General features: G+C 44.2%; 22 protein-coding genes. 13 read left to right on the top strand and 9 right to left on the bottom strand.

From position 1 onward, the window contains the following. The first annotated feature begins 1 nt into the window (after nucleotide 1). The 4 genes from dapB to GGE08_RS06730 are packed head-to-tail and all read left to right on the top strand — an operon-like array spanning nucleotide 2 to nucleotide 3449. Entirely contained in the window at nucleotides 2-703 is a 702-nt protein-coding gene (dapB, locus tag GGE08_RS06715; protein ID WP_179384127.1) for a 4-hydroxy-tetrahydrodipicolinate reductase, read from the top strand. 49 nt (nucleotides 704-752) lie between these two features. Next, nucleotides 753-2495, top strand: coding sequence for a signal peptidase I (gene lepB, locus GGE08_RS06720; protein WP_179384128.1), 1743 nt, complete (start codon nucleotides 753-755; stop codon nucleotides 2493-2495). Between the two features lie 20 nt (nucleotides 2496-2515). After that, entirely contained in the window at nucleotides 2516-3148 is a 633-nt protein-coding gene (locus tag GGE08_RS06725) for a WbqC family protein (protein WP_179384129.1), read from the top strand. Further along, the gene (locus GGE08_RS06730) at nucleotides 3141-3449 is read left to right on the top strand and encodes a DUF6122 family protein (protein WP_179384130.1); all 309 of its coding nucleotides are present in this window, start codon (nucleotides 3141-3143) and stop codon (nucleotides 3447-3449) included. Before GGE08_RS06725 ends, GGE08_RS06730 begins: the two co-directional genes overlap by 8 nt. Here the strand turns inward: GGE08_RS06730 and GGE08_RS06735 are convergent. The 7 genes from GGE08_RS06735 to GGE08_RS06765 all read right to left on the bottom strand — a co-directional run bounded on the left by GGE08_RS06735 (nucleotide 3438) and on the right by GGE08_RS06765 (nucleotide 9674). Beyond that, nucleotides 3438-4475: an endonuclease/exonuclease/phosphatase family protein gene (locus GGE08_RS06735; protein ID WP_179384131.1), complete on the bottom strand. Its 1038-nt coding sequence runs from the start codon at nucleotides 4473-4475 to the stop codon at nucleotides 3438-3440. The two genes, GGE08_RS06730 and GGE08_RS06735, sit on opposite strands and share 12 nt — an antisense overlap. A gap of 3 nt (nucleotides 4476-4478) precedes the next feature. After that, entirely contained in the window at nucleotides 4479-5342 is an 864-nt protein-coding gene (locus tag GGE08_RS06740; protein ID WP_179384132.1) for a rhomboid family intramembrane serine protease, read from the bottom strand. Between the two features lie 3 nt (nucleotides 5343-5345). Continuing rightward, nucleotides 5346-6080 (bottom strand): rhomboid family intramembrane serine protease, encoded by a 735-nt coding sequence (locus tag GGE08_RS06745; RefSeq protein WP_179384133.1) that lies wholly within the window; start codon nucleotides 6078-6080, stop codon nucleotides 5346-5348. Then, a complete protein-coding gene (gene mutL / locus GGE08_RS06750) occupies nucleotides 6081-7931 on the bottom strand; it encodes a DNA mismatch repair endonuclease MutL (RefSeq protein WP_179384134.1) in 1851 nt (616 codons plus the stop codon). Continuing rightward, the gene (locus GGE08_RS06755; protein WP_179384135.1) at nucleotides 7931-8215 is read right to left on the bottom strand and encodes a riboflavin synthase subunit beta; all 285 of its coding nucleotides are present in this window, start codon (nucleotides 8213-8215) and stop codon (nucleotides 7931-7933) included. The genes mutL and GGE08_RS06755 overlap by 1 nt, the downstream gene beginning before the upstream one ends. Before the next feature lie 211 nt (nucleotides 8216-8426). Beyond that, on the bottom strand, nucleotides 8427-8909 hold the full coding sequence (ribH, locus tag GGE08_RS06760; RefSeq protein WP_179384136.1) for a 6,7-dimethyl-8-ribityllumazine synthase: 483 nt from the start codon (nucleotides 8907-8909) through the stop codon (nucleotides 8427-8429). 3 nt (nucleotides 8910-8912) lie between these two features. After that, a complete protein-coding gene (locus GGE08_RS06765) occupies nucleotides 8913-9674 on the bottom strand; it encodes a tol-pal system YbgF family protein (protein WP_179384137.1) in 762 nt (253 codons plus the stop codon). Between the two features lie 128 nt (nucleotides 9675-9802). Between GGE08_RS06765 and recF the strand changes: the two genes are divergently transcribed. The 3 genes from recF to GGE08_RS06780 are packed head-to-tail and all read left to right on the top strand — an operon-like array spanning nucleotide 9803 to nucleotide 11605. After that, the gene (recF, locus tag GGE08_RS06770; protein ID WP_179384138.1) at nucleotides 9803-10882 is read left to right on the top strand and encodes a DNA replication/repair protein RecF; all 1080 of its coding nucleotides are present in this window, start codon (nucleotides 9803-9805) and stop codon (nucleotides 10880-10882) included. Nucleotides 10883-10886: 4 nt separating this feature from the next. Further along, a complete protein-coding gene (locus GGE08_RS06775) occupies nucleotides 10887-11309 on the top strand; it encodes a hypothetical protein (RefSeq protein ID WP_179384139.1) in 423 nt (140 codons plus the stop codon). After that, a complete protein-coding gene (locus tag GGE08_RS06780; protein WP_179384140.1) occupies nucleotides 11309-11605 on the top strand; it encodes a DUF721 domain-containing protein in 297 nt (98 codons plus the stop codon). The genes GGE08_RS06775 and GGE08_RS06780 overlap by 1 nt, the downstream gene beginning before the upstream one ends. Nucleotides 11606-12037: 432 nt before the next feature. Here GGE08_RS06780 and GGE08_RS06785 read toward each other — a convergent pair whose 3' ends face one another. Both GGE08_RS06785 and GGE08_RS06790 read right to left on the bottom strand, forming a co-directional pair. After that, nucleotides 12038-12457 (bottom strand): nucleoside-diphosphate kinase, encoded by a 420-nt coding sequence (locus tag GGE08_RS06785; RefSeq protein ID WP_179384141.1) that lies wholly within the window; start codon nucleotides 12455-12457, stop codon nucleotides 12038-12040. Between the two features lie 48 nt (nucleotides 12458-12505). After that, nucleotides 12506-13540, bottom strand: coding sequence for an alkaline phosphatase D family protein (locus GGE08_RS06790; RefSeq protein ID WP_179384142.1), 1035 nt, complete (start codon nucleotides 13538-13540; stop codon nucleotides 12506-12508). A gap of 74 nt (nucleotides 13541-13614) precedes the next feature. On the opposite strand from GGE08_RS06790, the gene GGE08_RS06795 reads away from it, so the two are divergent. The 6 genes from GGE08_RS06795 (at nucleotide 13615) to GGE08_RS06820 (ending at nucleotide 21762) form a co-directional block, all read left to right on the top strand. Beyond that, complete coding sequence (locus GGE08_RS06795) at nucleotides 13615-14631, top strand: DHH family phosphoesterase (RefSeq protein ID WP_179384143.1); 1017 nt, start codon at nucleotides 13615-13617, stop codon at nucleotides 14629-14631. Beyond that, a complete protein-coding gene (gene gldI, locus GGE08_RS06800) occupies nucleotides 14628-15176 on the top strand; it encodes a gliding motility-associated peptidyl-prolyl isomerase GldI (RefSeq protein ID WP_179384144.1) in 549 nt (182 codons plus the stop codon). The genes GGE08_RS06795 and gldI overlap by 4 nt, the downstream gene beginning before the upstream one ends. 11 nt (nucleotides 15177-15187) lie before the next feature. Next, a complete protein-coding gene (locus GGE08_RS06805; protein WP_179384145.1) occupies nucleotides 15188-16294 on the top strand; it encodes a peptidylprolyl isomerase in 1107 nt (368 codons plus the stop codon). A gap of 80 nt (nucleotides 16295-16374) precedes the next feature. After that, nucleotides 16375-17457 carry a DUF3810 domain-containing protein gene (locus tag GGE08_RS06810; protein ID WP_179384146.1) on the top strand — a complete coding sequence of 361 codons (1083 nt, stop codon included), beginning with the start codon at nucleotides 16375-16377 and terminating at the stop codon, nucleotides 17455-17457. Nucleotides 17458-17507: 50 nt separating this feature from the next. Beyond that, nucleotides 17508-20453, top strand: a complete 2946-nt coding sequence (locus tag GGE08_RS06815; protein WP_179384147.1) for an amidohydrolase family protein — start codon at nucleotides 17508-17510, stop codon at nucleotides 20451-20453. 10 nt (nucleotides 20454-20463) lie between these two features. Continuing rightward, nucleotides 20464-21762, top strand: coding sequence for an amidohydrolase family protein (locus GGE08_RS06820; RefSeq protein WP_179384148.1), 1299 nt, complete (start codon nucleotides 20464-20466; stop codon nucleotides 21760-21762). The last annotated feature ends 7 nt before the right edge of the window (nucleotides 21763-21769 follow it).

A 21769-nucleotide genomic window follows, 5' to 3' on the forward strand; every position in this document is an offset into this window, starting at 1 on the left:
TATGAAGATTGCTCTTTTCGGATATGGCAAAATGGGAAAAATGATCGAGCAAATCGCTCAAGAACGGGGCCATACCATTGTAGCAAAAATTGATGACCCCAAACAAGATGTGGATTACAGCTCCATGGACGTTGCCATTGATTTCAGTACCCCCGAAGCTGCTTTTGACAACATTACCAACTGCTTTACAAACCAGGTACCGGTAATCAGCGGCACCACCGGGTGGTTGGACCGGTTTTCACAAGCGGTGCGTATCTGTGAAGAAAACAAGAGTGCTTTTATCTATGCCTCCAACTTCAGTTTGGGCGTTAATCTCTTTTTTGAACTCAATAAAAAGTTGGCCCAAATGATGTCGACCGTGGAGCAATATCATGTTTCCATGGAAGAAATACATCACACCCAAAAACTGGATGCACCGAGCGGAACGGCCATAACTTTAGCCGAAGGCATTATCGAGAACAGTTCCTACGAAAACTGGAAACTAGATGAATCCGACGACAAAACCATCCCAATAAAATCCATCAGGGAGGGCATGGTACCGGGAACGCACACCATTTTTTATAAAAGCCCTGTGGACACCATCGAGATAAAGCACGAAGCGCACAACAGGGAAGGTTTTGCATTGGGTGCGGTTATCGCAGCCGAATGGATTCAGGGAAAAACAGGTGTGTTCACCATGAAGGACGTGTTAAACCTAAGCTAAAAAACGTAACAACAATTTAGGCCGAGAGTCTAACAAAGAAATATGTATTATGGACGGAATTCAGTGGATTATTTTTATTCTGATAATTCAGGTCATCCATTTCTTGGGAACTTGGAAACTCTACGTTAAAGCCGGAAGAAAGGCATGGGAAGCCGCCATACCCGTGTATAATGGGATTATTTTGATGAAAATCATCAACAGGCCTTCGTGGTGGGTCATTTTATTGTTCATTCCCATCATCAATTTATTGATGTTCCCCGTGGTATGGGTGGAAACCATCCGAAGCTTTGGCAAAAACTCGTTGGTAGACACCTGGTTGGTGATATTGACACTTGGCTTTTACATTTTTTATATCAACTACGCAGAAGATGTACAATACATTGAAGACCGCAGCCTAAAACCAAAAACAGGTTTGGGAGAATGGGTCAGTTCCATCGTATTTGCGATAGTGGCAGCAACCTTTGTCCATACCTACTTTATACAACCCTACGTGATACCCACAGGGTCTTTGGAACGTACACTTCGTGTGGGCGACTTCTTGTTTGTGAGCAAGTTCCACTATGGGGCTCGCGTACCTATGACCACCTTGGCTGCCCCCATGGTGCACGATACACTTCCTGTGCTCAAAACCCGCTCATATTTAGCCGACGTTAACCCAGATACCTACAAAACTTCTTGGATCAACAAACTACAATTGCCATACATGCGATTGCCCGGGTTTGAAAAGGTGGAGAAAAACGATATTGTCGTCTTTAGTTTGCCAGCGGATACCTTGTATCAGTTTTTCAAGGCACAAAAAGCGGTCATCAAGCCCATCGACAAAAAATCGAACTACGTAAAACGATGTGTGGGAACCCCTGGGGATTCTTTGGAAGTCATCAACGGATATGTCTACATCAACGGGGAACAGCTTCAACTGTCTGACAGGGCAAAACCGATGTACGTTTACAAAATTTACGCTAAAAATGGCGTCTCCAGTAGATATTTGGAAGAAGTGGACGCATCAGATTATGTCCGCAAATATATCGCTACTAACATCAATGAAGCGCAATACAATGCTTTGGCTCCCTTTATTTCAGGTGGAAGGCCAGCTGGAGATGGCAAAATTGAATTGTTCACACAGGAGCAGGGAATCCCTACCGAGGTTATCCGTCAATTAAGGCTTTCCCTTAGCGAAGAAAAACCGCGTTCCCGAATGGCGAACCTCACCCACGATATGGTGACGGCGCTCAGAAATAATCCCGCTATTGATTCCGTGGTTCAAACTGTAGAGCCCAAAGGCATGTACGGAGGAAACACCTTTCCACAAAAACCCAATCTATATCCTTGGAACAACGACAACTTTGGTCCTATTTACATTCCAAAAGCTGGAACTACCGTAGCCATCAATTCGAGGACTATTCCCTTGTACAAGAAAATCATTCGCGATTACGAGCACAACGAGGTAAAGGTTACCGGAACCAAAGTGTTTATTAATGGCGAAGAAGCCAATTCGTACACATTTAAGCAAGACTACTATTGGATGATGGGAGACAACCGCGACCACTCCGAGGACAGCAGGACGTGGGGGTATGTTCCGGCAGACCACATTGTGGGCAAGCCCGTATTCCTTTGGATGAGTTTTGACAATTTTAGGCAAGGTATCGCCAATTGGAGAGTGCGATGGGACCGTGTGTTCACCACCGTTGGCGGAAGTGGCCAACCTGTTTCCTATTTCTGGTACTTCATCGGACTTTTGGCCGCTTGGTTCATTTTTGATTTCGTCCGAAAACGAAAGAAGAAAAACGCATAAGATTATAAAACCGAAGTTCCTTGAAAATTCTTGTCCACCCTTCCTATTTTCCAAGTATTGCCACCTTTGCGGCTATTGTCCAGCATGAGGTGATTTGGGAGGCGAAGGACAATTTTCAAAAACAGACCTACCGCAACCGTTGCTACATTGCTACGGACAAGGGCAAGCATATGCTCAATATTCCCATTCAGCATGTTGGAGGGAAAGAAGGGCGTCAAAAATATGCAGATGTCACCACCGAGAATAGCTACAATTGGAAAAAGGAACACTGGAGGACCTTGGAAACGGCTTACAGAACCTCTCCTTTTTTTGAATTTTATGAAGATGACATCAAACCGCTTTATGAAGGAGATGAGGATGCACTCTATGATTTCAATCTAAAGACCATTGAAGCCGTTGCAGAATGCATAGGGATTGCCGTACCGCATGAAAAAACCACGATTTACGAAGTGCGACCAGAAGTTTACTTCGATGCCCGTTTTTTGGTAGAGGCCAAAAAAGAAAAAGACTGGTCTATGGAGCCCTACCCGCAGGTATTTGAAGAACGACATGGCTTTATTCCCAACTTGAGCATTCTGGACCTGTTGTTCAATGAAGGTACCAATGCCCTCGACTACCTGAAAGATTTCCCTTTAGATTTGCAACATGCTTAGGCACTTTATCCATTATGGCATTCATTTTTTGGTGCCCATACTCATTGCGTTCTGGTTTTTTAAGGGTAACCGTATCAAGGTTACATTGATTCTTCTAGCTGGAATCCTGATTGATGTTGATCATTTATGGGCCGACCCCCTTTTTGACCCGCAGCGCTGCAGCGTAGGGTTTCACTTCCTGCACAGTTATTGGGCCATTGCCCTCTATGCCATCTTACCGTTTTTTAAACCTACCCGGATAATCGGATTGGCTTTGATCATCCATATTATCGCAGATTCCATGGATTGCCTATTGATGTGATGTCAATCGTAAGGTGGCCATAACCGGATAGTGATCGGATAAGTGTTGGTCAAAGTTTTGATGGGAAAGTACCTCGAAGTTTTCATCGGCCAGGATATAGTCAATACGGAGAGGTAATTTTACAAAGTTGTACGTTCGCCCCCATGCCTTTCCTTTTTCCATAAAACTATCCTGCAAATCCCCTTTCACGATTTTATAGATATTGGAAAATTGGGTATTGTTAAAATCTCCACAAACCATATTGATGTAGGGGCTTTTATTAAAATGTTCTCTAAAAATCTCCGCCTGTTCCAGTTGCTTGGAGAAGGTAGCAACCAGTCTTTTATAAGTTCTCTCCGATTCTTCTCCATCGGTAAAGTTATCTGCGCTGGGCTTGAGTTTAAAAGACTGCAGATGCAAATTATAAACGCGTATGGTATCTTCTTGAAACAAAATATCGGCATAGATAATATTGTTTTGGGTAGTGGGCAATTCCAAGGAACCACTGCCGATTATGGGGTATTTGGAAAAAATAGCTTGAGTGGCACGCCTTTCAGAGCGTGGTGTCTCACTACGGTAGGGGTATTGTTGTAGCTGCTTATTCCGTAGTCTGCTATGCTCTTGAATACAAAGAATATCAGGATTTGCTTTTTTTACAAGCTCAATAATGCTATCTCCCATACCCGTCTCTGGCATCCATCCATTCTTGTTAAAGCCCCAAACATTGTAGGACATGATTTTTAAGTCAGAAGCTGTTTTTTGGTAGGATTCCGATTTATCAAAACCGTAAAACGGTCCAAACATCCAGTAGCCGAGCACCATCGCCAGTAGGGATAGCACAAACTTTCGTTTAAGCTGTACCGCCCAATACAAAAAGAACAAGGCATTCAGAGCAAAAAGAAAAGGCACGACCAAGCTCAATACCGAAATGGCCGCAAAAAATTGTAGCGGAACATAGGAAATAAGACCCGTAACGATTAAAAGCAGCGCAAACAATACATTGATTGCATAGACCACCCTATCAAATATGGAGGTAGATTTTTTCACACTTTAGTCTTCCTTACCGGCCTTGAACAAAAAGTCCTTTTCTTCCTTTGACAAGCTTTCGTAACCAGATTTACTGATTTTGTCCAAGATGGAATCTATTTTCTTCTGCTTGGCCTGCTTGTCATAATCGGCCTTACTGGTAGTCGATGTCCTGTTTTTGTACACCGTTTTCATAGGGGCCTTCTTCTCTCTGGGTTTGAATAGGTTGGCAATACCGTTCCTCATCGTCGTAAACCCAGCCCCAATATCGTTCCCTTTGAAAAGTTGACGGGCATACACATAACCCAAGAAAGCTCCGCCCAAATGGGCCATACCCCCACCAATGTTATCACCCATGCCAATAAGTACCAAATCCTTGACTACCAAGGCCACTCCAATGTACCACAGTTTGATATTAAAGAAAATCACCCGCACCTCTTGATTGGGAATGTAGGCGCAAACAAATATCAAAACGGCGTTTACTCCTGCCGAAGCCCCTACCAATGCCGTATTGGAATTGACCAAGGTGGGAAACACATTATAACTAAGCAAAAATAGAAGTCCGCCCAACATCAACCCCAAAAAGTAGACATTGATAAAGCGTTGTTCATCGAACAGGTTCAAGAAAAGCCTACTGGCAAAATAGAGGATAATCATATTCCAAAAAATATGCCCCAGACCCGCGTGGAAAAAAGAATAGGTCACCAACGACCACGGCTGTACCAAAAACTCGAAAAAATCCTTTGGCAAGTGGAACCATTTCGAGAAAGAATAGCCCAACAACGCACCTGAGAGACCGTCAAGTAAAAATATAAGTACGTTAACGGCTATCAGTTTTTCCGCAATGCTCAGCCTAGCAAACTGGTATCGAAGTCCTCCGTTCATCATAAATTAATCCCATCGATTATTGTTGAACTGGTTCTTTTTCCAGTACCACATCATAATAAATCCTATCAATGCTCCGCCAATATGGGCAAAATGTGCCACTCCAGTATTTACATTTCCTATACCGAAAATCAAATCTACGGCAATCAAAATAGGTACAAAATACTTTGCTTTGATCGGGACAGGTAAAAATATCAGCATCAATTTGGCTTCGGAATACATAAAGGCGAAGGCTACCAATATACCATAAATGGCACCGGAAGCGCCTACCGCTGGGGTATTGAAGGCCATTAACATACTATCCACTGTGCTCTTGCCCACAATATCGTACCATCCTGGACTGTATTGTCCGTTGGCAATGATATCCAATACCTGGGTCCGTGCAATTCCAGCCGCTTCCAAAGCGCTCATTCCCTCGTTGAACAAAAAGTAGTTCACCCCTGTATGCAATGCAGCAGAGCCCAATCCTGCGGAAAAATAGAAAAACAAAAATTTGTTCTTGCCCCACATTCGCTCCAATGGTGTCCCAAAGGCCCACAGTGCGTACATATTAAAGAGAATATGCATCAGGTTGCCATGCATAAACATGTGGGTAACGACCTGCCACCACTCAAAATTTGGATTTTTTGGAAACCATAACGATAGCCATTGGTACATTTGGTCCCCATATAATTGTGTGGCAAAAAACAGGATCACGTTAATGATCAACAAATGTTTTACTGCCTCGGTCATTCTACCCATCTAGTTGAATTTTTTATCAATATCTCCTTCGGAGATAATGGTATATGTTATTTTTTGAAAAGGGCTCAGCGTAGGTTCCTTGCAAGCAAAAAGATTGTTCACCAAAGTCAATTGGGACTCTTGATCCAACACATCTCCCGTGCGAACGGCCAAATTTCTGCTCAGGGCCTTGGCCAACATTTCAGCCTGCGAAATGGAGCCATCGGCAAAGCCTTCCCTATAATCCGAAATCAAACGATCCAATACCGTGCCAATTCCGCTCTCTGGAACCATCATGGGAACGCCTGTCACTTTTACAGTCTCCTCTTCCAAACTTTCAAAAGCAAAGCCAATATTTGTCAGGCTCTCTTCAATTTCCTTCAAAATGGTCAATTCCTGCTTGCTAAAGGTCAGTTCCAACGGAAACAATAGTTGCTGGCTCACACCTTCCTTTACGGTAATCTCGCCCAGAAACTTTTCAAACAAAATGCGCTCGTGGGCCCTATTTTGGTGTATCACCAACATTCCGGACTTCACGGTGCTTACCACATATTTTCTTCGTAGCTGAAAGGTACTGGCCAAATGTTCCTCAACACTTTCTTCGGAATACAACGTACCCTGTGTGTCATTTTCCGATTCGATCACCACACTGCTGAAACCGTCAGCATCACTTTGTTGGCCGAGGCCCTCGTAGAGATTTTCCCAGCCCTTGCTACTCTGTTTTTGAAAACCACCTCCAGAAGGTCTCCTTTTGGCTGTAGTGTCCTCAAACGGATTGAAACTGGCATCCACCGTCACTTTTGGAAGCACGGCTCCCTTTTCTTTATAGGAATAGGGCGTATCCAAATTGGGGTCGTGGTCAAAATCTAAAACTGGGGCCACATTAAATTGCCCCAAGCTATGCTTAATGGTAGACCTTAAAATGGCGTATAGTGTGTTTTCATCATCAAACTTTACCTCCGTTTTAGTGGGATGGATGTTGATGTCAATGGATGATGGGTCAACCTCAAGAAACAAAAAGTATCCAGGATACACGTCGGATTTGATCAAACCCTCGAAAGCCGCTACCACGGCGTGATGCAGATAAGGGCTTTTGATAAACCGGTTATTGGCAAAAAAGAATTGTTCTCCCCTACTCTTTTTGGCAAACTCCGGTTTGCAGATAAAGCCAGAAATGGTGACCACTTCGGTCTCCTCGTTTACGGGAACCAACCGGCCATCCATTTTACTGCCAAAAATATGGGCAATACGTTGCCGGTGCTTGGAAATGGGCAGATTGAATATTTCTGAACCGTTGTTATAAAAGTGAAATTCGATATTCGGATGTACTAGGGCTACGCGATGGAACTCATCGGTAATATGGCGAAGTTCTACTTGGTCCGACTTTAAAAAATTACGCCGGGCAGGAATATTAAAAAATAAATTTTTGACCGATATGGAGGTGCCTTGAGGAGTGGCCACTACATCTTGGGACACAATTTTGCTGCCCTCAATTTTGATGTGGGTGCCCACTTCGGTGTCTGCCGTACGAGTCTGCATATCCACATGCGCAATGGCGGCAATGGATGCCAATGCCTCTCCTCGAAACCCCTTGGTTTGCAAATTGAACAAATCTTGGGCGGATGATATTTTGGAGGTGGCGTGACGTTCAAAGGAAAGTCGAGCATCCGTTTCACTCATGCCCACGCCATTGTCCACTACTTGAATAAGCGTTTTACCTCCGTCCTTAATAATCAATTTAATCGCGGTGGACCCGGCATCAATGGCGTTTTCCAACAGTTCCTTTACCACGGAAGCAGGTCGTTGGACCACCTCCCCTGCGGCTATCTGGTTAGCGACATGGTCCGGTAAAAGTTTAATTATATCCGCCATTATGGATTTAGGAATATTGAAAGGTCAAAATCGATGATAAACAGGAATAGCAATACCAACACGGCCACAATAATCCAAAAACGCAGCTTTAGGTTTTTGTCCCCTTCGGTCTGCAAATCGTCCATTGCAGAGGTGACCTTGTTTTTAAGACCTTTGTTGGCATGTGCCGTAGTCCTGAATTTATCAAGCTTGTGTTCTATTTTATAAGGATTCCCCTCTCCCTTGTAATATCTTGGGGAGTAATCGAAGCTCTTGTTTTTTCTAAGTTTTAAAGGGTTTCGCATGGTTTCCTTATCGCTACAACCTCAAAGGTACTCAAAATAGAAAAAAAGGGTCGGACCATCCTCCCAAAAAATGTTAACAGAGAATAAGTTCATGCGCAAGAGACAAGAATCAATAGGTAAGAATAGATACAAGACAGATCAGCTCTTGCTTTTGGGGTAATTTGAATATGGAGCTGTTGTATTTTTTAGCCTTAGCTTTTCCCTTGAAGGATTACCTGCCCAAAACTGCCATTTGAATGGCGGCTATGGCAGCTTCGGTACCCTTATTGCCGTGTTTGCCGCCACTTCTCGCTCTTGACTGCTCAATGTTGTCGTCGGTCAACACGCAAAAAATTACGGGAACATCGTAAGTCACATTCAAATCCTTGATGCCTTGTGCGGTGGCACGGCAAACAAAATCAAAGTGACTGGTTTCGCCACGGATTACACTACCTATGGCAACTACGGCGTCCAGCTTTTCCGTTTGAATCATTTTCTTGCACCCAAAGGTTAATTCAAAACTACCGGGTACATTCCATCTCAGAATATGTTCAGGCAGCGCCCCGCAGTCCAAAAGTGCCTCCGTGGCTCCTTGGGCCAGCGCCTCGGTTATCTCACCGTTCCATTCAGAAACAACAATCCCAAACCGAAGGTCCTTCGCGTTTGGGATTTTGCTTTTATCGTAAACGGATAAGTTTTTGTTCTCTGTGGCCATCTTTTAGTTTTGCGCCAATCCAATAAGGGCGTCAACACCATTGGCTTCCTGTGAATCAGGATATTCTTCCTTAATCCGTTCAAAGAATTCCAATGCCTTTGCTTTTTCGTTCAAGTCCAAAGCAACTACTCCTGCCTTGTACAAGAATCGTGGGGCGGTAAATTCGTTGTCGCTATGCGCAATGGCCTTCTCGTAGTAATCCAAGGCATCCTCGGGCTGGTTCAATTGGGAAAATGCATCACCAATGCCTCCCTTTGCCATGGCTCCCATGATATCGTCATCGGAAGAAAAACTTTCCAAATGCTCAATGGCCAAATCGTACTGTTTTAAATTCAGGTAGGTCATCCCAGCAGAGTACTTGGCCAAGTTGGCCGCTTTGGTACCGCTGTATTCCTCCATAATGTCCAAGAAACCATATTTTCCCTGTGCACCGTTCAATGCCAAGGTGAACAACGAATCCCTCTGGGTCTCACTGGCCAATGCCTGATCAAAATATTGTTGAGGATAAAAAAGTTCGTTTGCAGCGGAAGCCTCTTTAGGATTTTGGATGAATTGATAGTAACCCAAATAGGCCAAAACACCGATAGCTACCACTCCAATAACGCCCAAAATGTAGTTTTGGTTCTTTTGAACCCATGCTTCGGTCTTGGAAGCACTTTCGTCCAACGTATTGAATACTTCGGCCGTAGTACTATCGTGTTCCTCTAGCTGAGCTTCCTCTTCCTTATTTTTTGGCTTAAAGCCTCTCTTCTTGTATGTTGCCATCCGTCATTTAATTGGTCGCGCAAAAATAAAGTTTTTATCCAAAACCAAAAGCTAATTTATTCGTTATTTTTGGATTCCCGTTTTGGATGGGCCACCTTTTAACCCCAAATTTGTTTCTCACGGTTTTTATGTTTTTAAGACATTTATCCTTAGTCAATTACAAGAATTTCGATTCCAAGACCTTGGAATTCGACCCGGTAATCAACTGTTTGGTGGGCGATAACGGGGTGGGCAAGACCAATGTTTTGGACTCCATTTACCACTTGTGCTTTGGCAAGAGCTACTTTAATCCCGTCTCTACGCAAAACATAAAACATGATACCGACTTTTTTGTGGTTGAAGGGGAATTTGAGAAACAAGGACGGACCGAAAAGATACTGTGCTCCTTTAAAAAAGGCACCAAAAAAGTAATCAAACGCAATGGAAAACCCTATGAAAAGTTTTCCGAACACATTGGTTTTTTGCCTTTGGTCATCATTTCCCCTTCGGACCGTGACTTGATTTTGGAGGGCAGCGAGACCCGCAGAAAGTTTATGGATGGGGTCATTTCCCAGTCGGATAAGGTGTATCTACAAAACCTCATCAAATACAACAAGGTAGTTTCGCAGCGGAATTCCCTGCTCAAATATTTTGCCGCCAATCGAACGTTTGATAAGGACACCTTGAGCATTTACAATGAGCAAATGCAAACCTTGGGAACGGCCATCCACCAAAAGAGGGTAGCTTTTATTGAAGCTTTCTTGCCCATTTTCAAGGAACAATACCACAACATTTCGGAGAAGGACGAGCAAATCGACCTCACCTATGATAGCCAATTGACGGATGATTCCCTTTTGGACCTATTGGAAAAAAATATTGAGAAAGACCGTGCCCTTCAATACACATCGGTGGGGGTTCACAAGGACGACCTTAGCTTTACGATTGCAGGCCATCCCATCAAAAAATTTGGCAGCCAAGGCCAGCAAAAATCGTTTTTGATTGCCTTAAAACTGGCACAGTTTCATTTCATCAAGCAACTGGCGGATACTACTCCCATCTTACTGTTGGATGATATTTTTGACAAACTGGATGAAAATCGGGTGTCCCATATCGTGGGATTGGTAAAGGATGAAAATTTTGGTCAGATATTTATTAGCGATACCCATGCCGACCGTACCGAAAATGTGGTCAAGAACATCCATCAGAGTTATAAAATTTTTACCTTGTAGCATCATGCGAAGAATCCTTTTCATTTTGGTTATTTTGATGTTGTGGCGTTGTGGTAATCCGTCCGTGAACCCAGATGATTTGCATTATTTGAATGGTTATTGGGAAATTTCGGAAGTAGAATTCCCAAACGGAGCCATCAAGGAATATGGCATCAATCCTACTATCGATTTCATCCAAATAGAAGATGGAAAGGGATTCCGAAAAAAACTAAAGCCCCAATTTGATGGCACTTATGACACGTCAAAAGATGTGGAAAGCTTGTCTACCGCCACCACCAATGGCAGCATCCTGCTACGTTATTCAACCCCTTTGAGCGAATGGGAAGAAAAATTGGTACAGCTGGACTCCCTATCTTTTTCTGTGGTCAACGACGAAGGGGTGACCTACCGGTATAACCGTTTTGAACCCATAAAAATTCCGCAATAATGGCGAAAAGACACAGTTCACATATCCCATTGAGCGAAGCTTTGAGCGAGTTTATACAGGAAAACAAGCTGCAAAAGGGCATGGACAGGGTAAATGCACGTGATGCCTGGTCGAGCCTCATGGGAAACGGGGTAAACAACTATACCACCAGTGTGGAGTTGAAGAATGAAACCTTATATGTGTCGTTATCGTCTTCTGTGCTACGAGAGGAATTAAGTTTGGGCAAATCCAAGATCATTAAAATGATCAATGATGAGTTGGGCAAGGAATTGGTGAAAAAACTGGTGTTACGGTAAAATGCGTCATGCTGAACTCGATTCAGCATCTCATCCTTAACATAGATTCAGCATTGTGCTTCGACTACGCTCAGCTTCCGTACAGAATGACAATTGAGATTTCTCACCTAAGTTCGAGATGACAAAATAAACGTCATGCTGAACTCGATTCAGCATCTCATCTTCAATATAAATTCAGTGTTGTGCTTCGACTACGCTCTGCTACCATACCGAATGACAATGGAGATTTCTCACCTACGTTCGAAATGACAATAAGAATCCTGAGTCATTTCGAGCGAGCGAAGCGACGAGAAATCCAACGTTGTTCATCAAACTGAATCCGCTTGCCAGTAATGGTTTTTTTCTAGGTTTAACTCATTTGGATTCCTAAATAACTACCAAAAAAAAGCCACCCGAATAGGTGGCTCTCTTAAAAAATATGTTGAGTATCGATTAGTAGATTTCCCTTCCGGAGAAGTGGAAAGCACCTTCGATAGCTGCGTTTTCATCGCTATCGGAACCGTGTACTGCATTTTCACCAATGCTGGCAGCATACAATTTTCTGATGGTACCCTCGGCAGCCTCAGCTGGATTGGTGGCACCGATCAGTGCACGGAAATCATCCACGGCATTGTCTTTTTCCAAGATGGCCGCTACAATGGGACCTCTGGTCATAAACTCCACCAATTCACCAAAAAACGGACGCTCTTTGTGGATGGCATAAAATATTTCGGCATCCCTCTTGCTCAATTGTGTGTACTTCATGGCCACAATCTTAAATCCAGCAGCCGTAATTTTATCCAAAATTGCGCCAATATACCCGTTTTCAACGGCATCAGGCTTAATCATGGTAAATGTTCTATTTCCAGTCATTTTTTAAATTTTGCGCAAACTTACGCTTTTTCGACCAAGGTACAAGGCTCAATAGCGTTGTTTTAACTCTTGCAGCACCTCTCCGTTATCACCCATCATCTTAAATTCCGCCGCTTTATCCTGTATGTAGAGGTTAATGATACCATAGCTTTTGTCTGACACCACCTCACCTACCCGATGTTGGTTCGGCTCCCCGCTGAAGCTGGAATAGGAATGGGTAAGTCCACTGCTGGTAAAGTCGATCAATGGATACGAAAGACCAGCGATATCGGTTTTGGAGAATTCCGAAATGTGTCGGTCACCCGATAAAAGCACTACACCCTTAGCCCCTGATTGGGCAATCAGACTTTCCAGTTTTTTAACCTCCAAAGGAAAGTTGCCCCAGGTCTCAAACCCATGTTCTCCGGACAGCACTTGAATACTGGACATAATCAAATTGAAATCGGCTTCAGATTGGTTCAGTTCATTCTCCAACCATTGCCATTGTTTTGCTCCCAAAATGGTGGCTGTGGAGTCCATGGTGGGTTCATAACGCCTTTGGGCATCCTCACTTTTGATGAGATCACTTCTAAAATATCGGGTATCCAGTACTATAATTTTCACTTTTCCAGAAGGCAGCTCGTACTCATGGGAAGCATATACCCCTTTTTGATTCCTCCGTTCACTGTCCGCAGGAACATCCATAAAGTCCAAAAACACTTGCTGACTCTCGGCCTTGATGGCGAAATCGGCCCCTCCATCGTTCACTCCAAAATCATGGTCGTCCCAAGTTCCAATAACAGGCACTTCCTTTTTCAATTCCGCGTAGCCTGCAACCGTATCCTGCATGGCATAAATGGCCTTTAGGCGTTCCACGTCATCGGTATCGGCATAAACGATATCTCCGCCCCAAATCCAAACATCGGGTTGTTGTGCCACAATATCGTCCCAAAACAGGTTGGGTTCTTGCGACATGTTACAAGAGCCAAAAGCTACAACAAAATCGGGGGCTGGCTTCACTTGGGTCGCTTCTTGTTTTTCGGTTTTTTGTTTGCAGGCGGATAGCAGAAGTACTGCTGCCAGCAAGGTGTAAAATTGTTTCATGATGTATTTTTTCCGAACCAAAAATACGGATAAACCAAGTTACCTCAATATTATATTATTGTATATTTGGCCGCATGAATTCAGCGGATATCACTACAGTAAAGTCCATTCTTTCCAAGCCCCAAAAGATTGCCATCATCCCTCACAGAAACCCCGATGGGGATGCCATGGGCTCTTGTTTGGCACTCCACGGCTTTTTGAGCAAAAAGGGACATACCGTGGCGGTAATTGCTCCCAACGATTACCCTAAATTCCTCAAGTGGATGCCCGGCAACGATTCCGTTATCAATTTTGAGCGGGAAAATCCAAAGGCAAAGGAAGTGATTGATACGGCGACTGTAATTTTTACCTTGGATTTTAACGATTTGTCCCGCGTAGGACAGATGGAAAGCATACTGCAAGAAGCCAAGGCCGATTTTATTATGATCGACCATCACCAGCAGCCCAGCGACTATGCAAAGGTGACCTATTCCGATGTAACCATGAGCTCTACCTGCGAGATGGTGTACAACTTTATCGATTTTTTGGGGGAAACGGACCAAATTGATGCCGATATCGCCACCAATTTATATACGGGCATCATGACGGACACAGGGTCTTTTAAATATCGCTCCACCTCCAGTAAAACACACCGAGTAGTCGCCGAACTGATTGACAAGGGAGCGGACAATATGGAAATCCACCGGGAGGTTTTTGATACCAACTCTCCATCCCGATTGCATTTGTTGGGCGTTGCACTGAGCAATATGGTTATTTTGCCCGAATACCGGACGGCTTACATTACCCTGACACAGGATGAGCTGGACCAATATGACTTTAAAAAAGGGGATACCGAAGGGTTCGTAAATTATGGACTAACTTTGGAGGGCATTATTTTCGCGTTGATTTTTATTGAACATCGTGAAGAAGGCATTATCAAGATTTCGTTGCGCTCCGTCGGTGACTTTTCCGTTAACGAATTTGCCCGTGCGCACTTTAACGGGGGCGGACACAACAATGCCGCTGGCGGACGAAGTGAGCTCGGCATGGAACAGACCATAGCCCGTTTCAATGAAATCTTGAAATCCTATAAAAACAAACTGAATCCATGAGGTATTGTATCGCGTTGCTGTTGATGGTATTAGTGATAGGCTGTGGAGGACCGGAGCCAAGAAGACCCGTAGAAGTCAAATCGGGCAGTTTTTTCAAGGAATCCATAGAACGCACAAAAAAGTTGTTGGCCGAAGAAGAAAAGGCCATCCGCGACATTATGGAGCAGGATACCGTACACGAATACCTTTCCAGTTCCAATGGCTTTTGGTATTTTTATGAAACAAAAAACGATACGGCCACTTATCAATTAAAAACAGGCGACCAAATCTTGTTTTCCTACAATTTGATGACCTTGGGCAACGATACCATCTACACGGCTGAGGAAATCGGACCGAAATCCCATGTAATCGACAAGCAGCAATTGTTCCCTGGGCTTCAAAATGCGGTGAAACTGCTTAAAATCAATGAAAAAGCTACTTTTTTGTTCCCTTCTCCCCTCGCCTACGGCTATCAAGGGGACAACAAGGCCATTGGCCCCAAAACACCTTTAAAATCATCCGTAGAATTACACACCATAATCATAGATAACGACAGTTTAAACTAAAACCATAACAAATGAAAAAACTATTTTACATCATACCCTTATTTCTCCTTGTGATCATAGGATGCAAATCGAGCAAATATGCCGATTTGGGCGACGGTATTTTTGCCGATATCCAGACGACCAAAGGGGACATCATCATCCAATTGGAATACAAAAAAACCCCAGTGACCGTTGCCAATTTTGTATCCTTGGCCGAGGGCAAGAATCCTTTTGTAAGCGATGAATACAAGGATAAGAAATTCTATGACGGTATTATTTTCCACCGTGTCATCAAAGATTTTATGATTCAAGGTGGTGACCCAACAGGTTCAGGTAGTGGTAATATTGGCTATACGTTTAAGGATGAATTCAACGATTCCTTGCGCCACTCCAAAAAAGGAATCCTATCCATGGCCAACAGAGGTCCTAAAACCAACAGCAGCCAATTCTTTATCACCCATAAAGCTACCCCGTGGTTGGATGGCAAGCACACCGTTTTCGGGGAAGTGGTAGCAGGAATGGATGTGGTCGATTCCATTGCCAATGTAAAAACCGGACAACGCGACAAGCCCGCCACCGATGTGGTAATGAACCATGTGGAAATTGTTCGCAACGGCAAAGAGGCAAGACAATTTGATGCCGTTAAAATCATGAGCGACTACTTTGAGGAGGCCAAGGCCGAAGAGGAAGCCTTCAAAAAAATGAAGGAAGATTTGGTAGCTCAGTTCAACGAACAAATCAACGAGGCAGAAGAAACTTCAAGCGGACTTCGCATTCTAAGTTTGAAGGAAGGTGAAGGCGAAGAGCCCAAAGTGGGACAAATGGTAATGGTAAACTACGCCGGTTGGTTGTTCAATGGTGAGCTGTTCGATAGTAACATTCAAGAGGTTGCGGAAAAATTCAATCAATTGAATCCGGGCAGAAGAGATCAGGGCGGTTACCGACCGTTCCCTATGTCCTACAGCCCAGATGCACAGTTAGCCGCTGGTTTCCGCGAAGGGTTGTTGACCATGAAGGTCGGAGACAAGGTACGTTTGTTCATTCCACCACATTTGGGATATGGAGAAAACGACTACGGCCCCATTCCAGGAGGTTCTACCTTGGTTTTTGACGTAGAAATTGTTGGAATCCAAGAATAACGACACTACAACATCACACAAAAAGCCGTACTTTTCGTGCGGCTTTTTTATTGCCCTAACAAATTTGCCTTTCTTGTTCCATGCGACAAAAAACCAAGACCATCATTGCCATCGCACTCCCCATTCAAGTCGTATTGGTCCAATGGATAGGGAGTAATCCCCAATTTGTGGAAGATTATTATAGTAATGGGCTTTACCTTTACATTTCAAGCTTTTTGAGGATTGTATTTGGTTGGATTCCGTTTTCGATGGGGGATATCATCTATACCGCGCTTAGCATATTGGCCATCTGGTTTGTTTATAAAAACTGGAAAAACATCACAAAGAAGCCGCTACTTTTCTTAAAGGATATTGTCGTAGTGCTTTCCCTTGTGTTTTTTGCATTCCACCTACTTTGGGGCATGAACTATCATAGACAACCCATTACTTGGAAACTTGGGATAGAGCGGGAATATACGGTTGACGAGCTGGTAGAATTCACTCGGTATATCGTAACCCAAACCAATCAATATCAACATAAACTCACTGGAGATACCATTTCACCTGTGCATATCCCCTATTCCAAATCGGAAATATTTGCCAAAACGGAAGAGGCCTACGATAACTTTGCAAAGCAATACCCAGATTTCGGGTTTGAGTATCACAGCTTAAAATCATCCATTTATAGCGTCCCCCTAACTTTTATGGGCTATGGGGGATACCTCAACCCCTTTACGAACGAAGCTCAAGTGAACGGGATTACGCCCAAGTTCAGATTACCCACGGTGAGTTGTCACGAAGTGGGACACCAATTGGGTTATTCTGCAGAAGGAGCCACCAATTTTATCGGGTTTTTGGTGGCTTCGGAAAGTGATGATTCATATTTTAAATATTCCGCCTACAACCATGCCTTGGGGTATTGCTTAACGGACCTATTTTACAAAGATGAGGAGCGGTACAATGAAATAGTGGCCACCATCAACATGGGGGTCAAAGAAAATTTTAATGAATTACGCGATTTTTGGGAAAAATATGAGAATCCGATGGAACCTGTCTTTAAATCCGTGTTCAACACATTTTTAAAGGTGAACAACCAAAAAGAAGGCATCAAAAGTTACAATGGCGTCGTAGGACTCATGATCAACCACCGAAAACAGCAGATGGGTCACCTTTCAAACTTGTAGAGTCCTCTAAGTTAGGTTATATTTAGAGCGACTAATTCAATTTAAACCCTATGAAACTTAAACTTTTAGCGCTGCTTTTCTTCTTGGGCAGTGTTTCTTTGTTGGCACAGGATTACTTTCCAATAAACGACGGTGTCAAAGCAAAGAAAAACAACAATTACATGGCATTCACCAATGCCAAGATCTATGTAACCCCTACCCAGGTCATCGACAAGGGTACGCTGCTCATTCAAAATGGCAAAGTGGTACAAGTGGGGAAATCCGTGAACATTCCGAAGAATGCGGTCGTGGAGGACCTTAGCGGAAAATCCATCTACCCATCATTTATCGATATCTACTCCGGCTTTGGGGTAAAACTTCCCGAAGAGGCCAGAGGAGGCGGCAGGTCAGCACAATATGAGCCATCGAGAGAGGGCTTTTACTGGAACGACCATATTATGCCAGAGAATGATGCCATTAACAACTTTTCGTATGATGCCAAAGCGGCCAAAGAGCTCAGAAATGCAGGATTTGGCGCTATCAATGCCCATATCGAGGATGGTATCGCCAGAGGAACCGGACTATTGGTTGCTTTGAACGATGAAGCTTCCGAAGCACAACGCATACTTTCCGATAGGTCGGCACAATATTTCTCTTTTGAAAAAAGTAGGGCCTCACGTCAGTCCTACCCAAGTTCCCTAATGGGTGCCATGGCTCTGATGCGCCAGGTGTATTACGACATGGACTGGTACAGCAAAGGCAATGTGGATACCAAGGACCGTTCCTTGGAAGCATTGATCGCCAACCAAGGTCTCACCCAAATTTATGCTGCTGGTGACAATGGCAATGTGTTGCGAGCCGATAAAATCGGCGACCTTTTCGGGATTCAATATACCATTTTGGCCGGAGGCGATGAATATGAGCGCATCGATGACATTAAGGCAACCAATGCCAAACTGATCTTGCCGCTCAATTTCCCGGATGCCTTTGATGTATCCAACCCTTACGAAGCAAAATACATTGCTTTGAAAGACATGAGACATTGGAACCTGGCGCCATCAAACCCAAAAGTGTTGGCAGACAATGGTGTGGAGTTCTCCATAACCCTTCATGGCCTGAAATCACCAAAGGATTTGAAAGAAAAAATCATGAAGGCCATTACTTACGGACTTCCCAAAACCAAAGCTTTGGAAGCCTTGACGACTGTTCCCGCACAAATTTTAGGGAAATCGAACGAAATAGGCACCCTTCAAGCAGGAAGCCAAGCCAACTTCTTGATTACTTCCGGTGACCTGTTTGACAAAGGGACCACCCTCTACGAAAACTGGGTACAAGGCACCAAGAATATTATCGAAAGCATGGACGTTATCGACATTCGCGGTGATTATGACCTCGCTGTCAACGGTACCACCTATAAAGTTTCCTTGACCGGAGAGGCCAGTAAGCCAAAGGTTGAAATCAAAAAAGGAGAAACCACTGTTGATTCCAAAATCGATTATTCAGCAGATTGGTTGAACATCTCCTTTAGCGAGGACAATGTGGGCTCCTACCGAATGGTGGCCCAAGTAATGCCAAACACTAAGACCATTAAGGGAAATGTAGTGCTCCCCAATGGCGATGAAACATCGGCAACTTTGACGCAGACCGCTGGGTTCGAGGAGAAAGCCAAAGATGAAAAGCAGGCCGAAAAGCCAGAGCTTATCGCACTGACCTATCCGAATGTGGGCTATGGATACAAGACCAAGCCAAAGCAGGAGGATATGCTCTTCAAGAACGCTACGGTTTGGACCGGTGAAAGCATTTTGGAAAATACGGATGTCCTCATCAAAAAAGGAAAGATTGCCAAAGTAGGCAAGGACCTTCGTGCTGGTGGCGCTACTGTTGTGGATGCAACAGGCAAGCACCTTACCGCAGGAATCATTGACGAACACACCCATATTGCGGCCCTTTCCATCAACGAGGGCGGTCAAAACTCATCCGCCGAAGTACATATGGAAGATGTGGTGGACCCAAAGGACATGGACATTTACCGCAACTTGGCCGGTGGTGTGACCACGGCGCAGTTGTTGCATGGCTCCGCCAACCCGATTGGTGGACAATCAGCCATTCTACGATTTAAGTGGGGCGAAAATGCCGAAGGATTGATTTTTGAAAACTCACCCAAGTTCATCAAGTTTGCTTTGGGCGAGAACGTAAAACAATCCAACTGGGGCAGTTATTCACGTTTCCCACAGACCAGAATGGGTGTGGAGCAAGTCTACACGGATTACTTCCAACGCGCCAAAGAATACGATGAGTTGAAAAAGAGTGGACAACCCTACCGCTACGATGAGGAAATGGAAACCTTGGCGGAAATTTTGAATGGGGAACGCTTCATTTCTTGCCACTCCTACGTACAAAGTGAAATCAACATGATGATGAAGGTGGCTGAAAAATTTGGCTTCCGCGTCAACACGTTCACCCACATCTTGGAAGGCTACAAAGTCGCCGATAAAATGGCCGAACACGGTGTTGGAGGGGGAACCTTTAGCGACTGGTGGGCTTACAAATACGAAGTAAACGACGCCATTCCTTACAACGCAGCGATTATGACTAGTCAAGGGGTGACTGTGGCCATCAACAGTGATGACGCCGAGATGTCGAGAAGGTTGAACCAAGAAGCCGCCAAAACGGTAAAATATGGTGGTATGTCAGAAATTGAAGCTTGGAAAACAGTCACTTTGAACCCAGCCAAGTTGTTGCATTTGGATGACCGCGTAGGCAGCATCGAAGAAGGCAAGGATGCCGATGTGGTACTTTGGACGGACCATCCGTTATCGATTTACGCCAAAGCCGAAAAAACTTTGGTGGAAGGAACGGTTTATTTTGACTTGGAAAAAGATAAAATGATGAGGGAGTCGGTCAAAAAAGAGCGTAACAAGCTGATTGGCATGATGCTGAACGAGAACAAAAAGGGAGGTGACTCCCGAACCCCTGTTCAGAGCAAGAAAGAACGATTTGAATGTGACACCCTTTAAAAAATAAGACATGAAAAAAATAATCTTAATCATAACATTAGTTTTTGGGGTCACATTGAACGCACAGCAGACCCCTGCCCCTCCTCAATCCGAGCAAGTTGCCATTATTGGTGCAACGGCCCATATTGGTAACGGAGAGGTCATAGAGAATTGTACCATTATTTTTAATGATGGAAAGATTACCGCCATCGGTGCCGGTTTAACGGCGCCCACAGAAGGCACCACGATCAATGCCGAAGGCAAACACGTGTATCCAGGATTTATCGCACCCTCCAAATCATTGGGATTGGTAGAGGTTGACGCGGTGAGAGCTAGTGACGATCAGGACGAAATCGGGGAAATGATTCCCCATGTTCGTAGTTTGATTGCCTACAATGCGGAATCCAAAGTAGTGGAAAGTATGCGTCCCAATGGTGTTCTCATAGGACAAATCACTCCTCAGGGCGGTACCATTTCGGGAACCTCCAGCATTGTACAGTTTGATGCATGGAACTGGGAGGATGCAGCTTTAAAAACAGATGATGGCATTCACATGAACTGGCCCAATTTCTTTAGAAGGGGTCGTTGGTGGGCCGGCGAGGAAAGAGGCTTTATTCCTAATAAGGAATATGCCAAGGAAATGGATGATATCAAAATGTTTTTCCAGAATTCCATCGCCTACGGAAAAACCGGAGCGGGTGATAAAAATTTGCCCTTTGCGGCCATGCAAGGACTTTTTGATGGGTCCCAACGTCTCTTTATCCATGCCGATGGCGAAAAGGAAATGACCGATGCCGTTACGCTAGCCAAGAACATGGGCGTGAAAAATGTGGTCATAGTGGGCGGTTACCGCGCCAATAAAATCGCTGGATTCCTAAAGGAACACAACATTCCAGTTTTGGTTAACGTAACCCACTCTTTGCCCGAGTTTGATGATGATGATTACGATTTGACCTATAAATTGCCTAAGTTATTGGTGGATGCCGGATTATTGGTGGCCATTCAGAATGAGGACATGGCCAATTTCCAAACCCGAAACATGGCATTTTACGCAGGCCAGACCGTAGCACAGGGATTGGACAAAGAAACCGCTTTACAATTGATCACGGGCAATACCGCAAAAATTTTGGGTATTGACGATATGTACGGAACCTTGGAAGAAGGGAAAAGCGCCACTTTGTTAATCTCCGAAGGAGATGCTTTGGACATGCGCACCAACAAACTCTCCAAGGCCTATATTGATGGCAGGGACATTTCGTTGGAAACCCACCAGACCGAACTTTGGAAACGGTATATGGGAAAATATGAAAGACAACAGGAGGGCCAATAGGTCTCGA

It is taken from the genome of Allomuricauda sp. ARW1Y1 (genome assembly GCF_013407935.1).
Lineage (GTDB): Bacteria > Bacteroidota > Bacteroidia > Flavobacteriales > Flavobacteriaceae > Flagellimonas.

What these genes read in the sequence shown, in the direction of transcription:
- dapB (WP_179384127.1), top strand. Translation starts at nt 2, where the DNA reads ATGAAGATTGCTCTTTTCGGATATGGCAAAATGGGAAAAATGATCGAG.
- lepB (WP_179384128.1), top strand. Translation starts at nt 753, where the DNA reads ATGGACGGAATTCAGTGGATTATTTTTATTCTGATAATTCAGGTCATC.
- GGE08_RS06730 (WP_179384130.1), top strand. Translation starts at nt 3,141, where the DNA reads ATGCTTAGGCACTTTATCCATTATGGCATTCATTTTTTGGTGCCCATA.
- GGE08_RS06740 (WP_179384132.1), bottom strand. Translation starts at nt 5,342, where the DNA reads ATGATGAACGGAGGACTTCGATACCAGTTTGCTAGGCTGAGCATTGCG.
- GGE08_RS06745 (WP_179384133.1), bottom strand. Translation starts at nt 6,080, where the DNA reads ATGGGTAGAATGACCGAGGCAGTAAAACATTTGTTGATCATTAACGTG.
- mutL (WP_179384134.1), bottom strand. Translation starts at nt 7,931, where the DNA reads ATGGCGGATATAATTAAACTTTTACCGGACCATGTCGCTAACCAGATA.
- GGE08_RS06755 (WP_179384135.1), bottom strand. Translation starts at nt 8,215, where the DNA reads ATGCGAAACCCTTTAAAACTTAGAAAAAACAAGAGCTTCGATTACTCC.
- ribH (WP_179384136.1), bottom strand. Translation starts at nt 8,909, where the DNA reads ATGGCCACAGAGAACAAAAACTTATCCGTTTACGATAAAAGCAAAATC.
- GGE08_RS06765 (WP_179384137.1), bottom strand. Translation starts at nt 9,674, where the DNA reads ATGGCAACATACAAGAAGAGAGGCTTTAAGCCAAAAAATAAGGAAGAG.
- recF (WP_179384138.1), top strand. Translation starts at nt 9,803, where the DNA reads ATGTTTTTAAGACATTTATCCTTAGTCAATTACAAGAATTTCGATTCC.
- GGE08_RS06775 (WP_179384139.1), top strand. Translation starts at nt 10,887, where the DNA reads ATGCGAAGAATCCTTTTCATTTTGGTTATTTTGATGTTGTGGCGTTGT.
- GGE08_RS06780 (WP_179384140.1), top strand. Translation starts at nt 11,309, where the DNA reads ATGGCGAAAAGACACAGTTCACATATCCCATTGAGCGAAGCTTTGAGC.
- GGE08_RS06785 (WP_179384141.1), bottom strand. Translation starts at nt 12,457, where the DNA reads ATGACTGGAAATAGAACATTTACCATGATTAAGCCTGATGCCGTTGAA.
- GGE08_RS06790 (WP_179384142.1), bottom strand. Translation starts at nt 13,540, where the DNA reads ATGAAACAATTTTACACCTTGCTGGCAGCAGTACTTCTGCTATCCGCC.
- GGE08_RS06795 (WP_179384143.1), top strand. Translation starts at nt 13,615, where the DNA reads ATGAATTCAGCGGATATCACTACAGTAAAGTCCATTCTTTCCAAGCCC.
- gldI (WP_179384144.1), top strand. Translation starts at nt 14,628, where the DNA reads ATGAGGTATTGTATCGCGTTGCTGTTGATGGTATTAGTGATAGGCTGT.
- GGE08_RS06805 (WP_179384145.1), top strand. Translation starts at nt 15,188, where the DNA reads ATGAAAAAACTATTTTACATCATACCCTTATTTCTCCTTGTGATCATA.
- GGE08_RS06810 (WP_179384146.1), top strand. Translation starts at nt 16,375, where the DNA reads ATGCGACAAAAAACCAAGACCATCATTGCCATCGCACTCCCCATTCAA.
- GGE08_RS06815 (WP_179384147.1), top strand. Translation starts at nt 17,508, where the DNA reads ATGAAACTTAAACTTTTAGCGCTGCTTTTCTTCTTGGGCAGTGTTTCT.
- GGE08_RS06820 (WP_179384148.1), top strand. Translation starts at nt 20,464, where the DNA reads ATGAAAAAAATAATCTTAATCATAACATTAGTTTTTGGGGTCACATTG.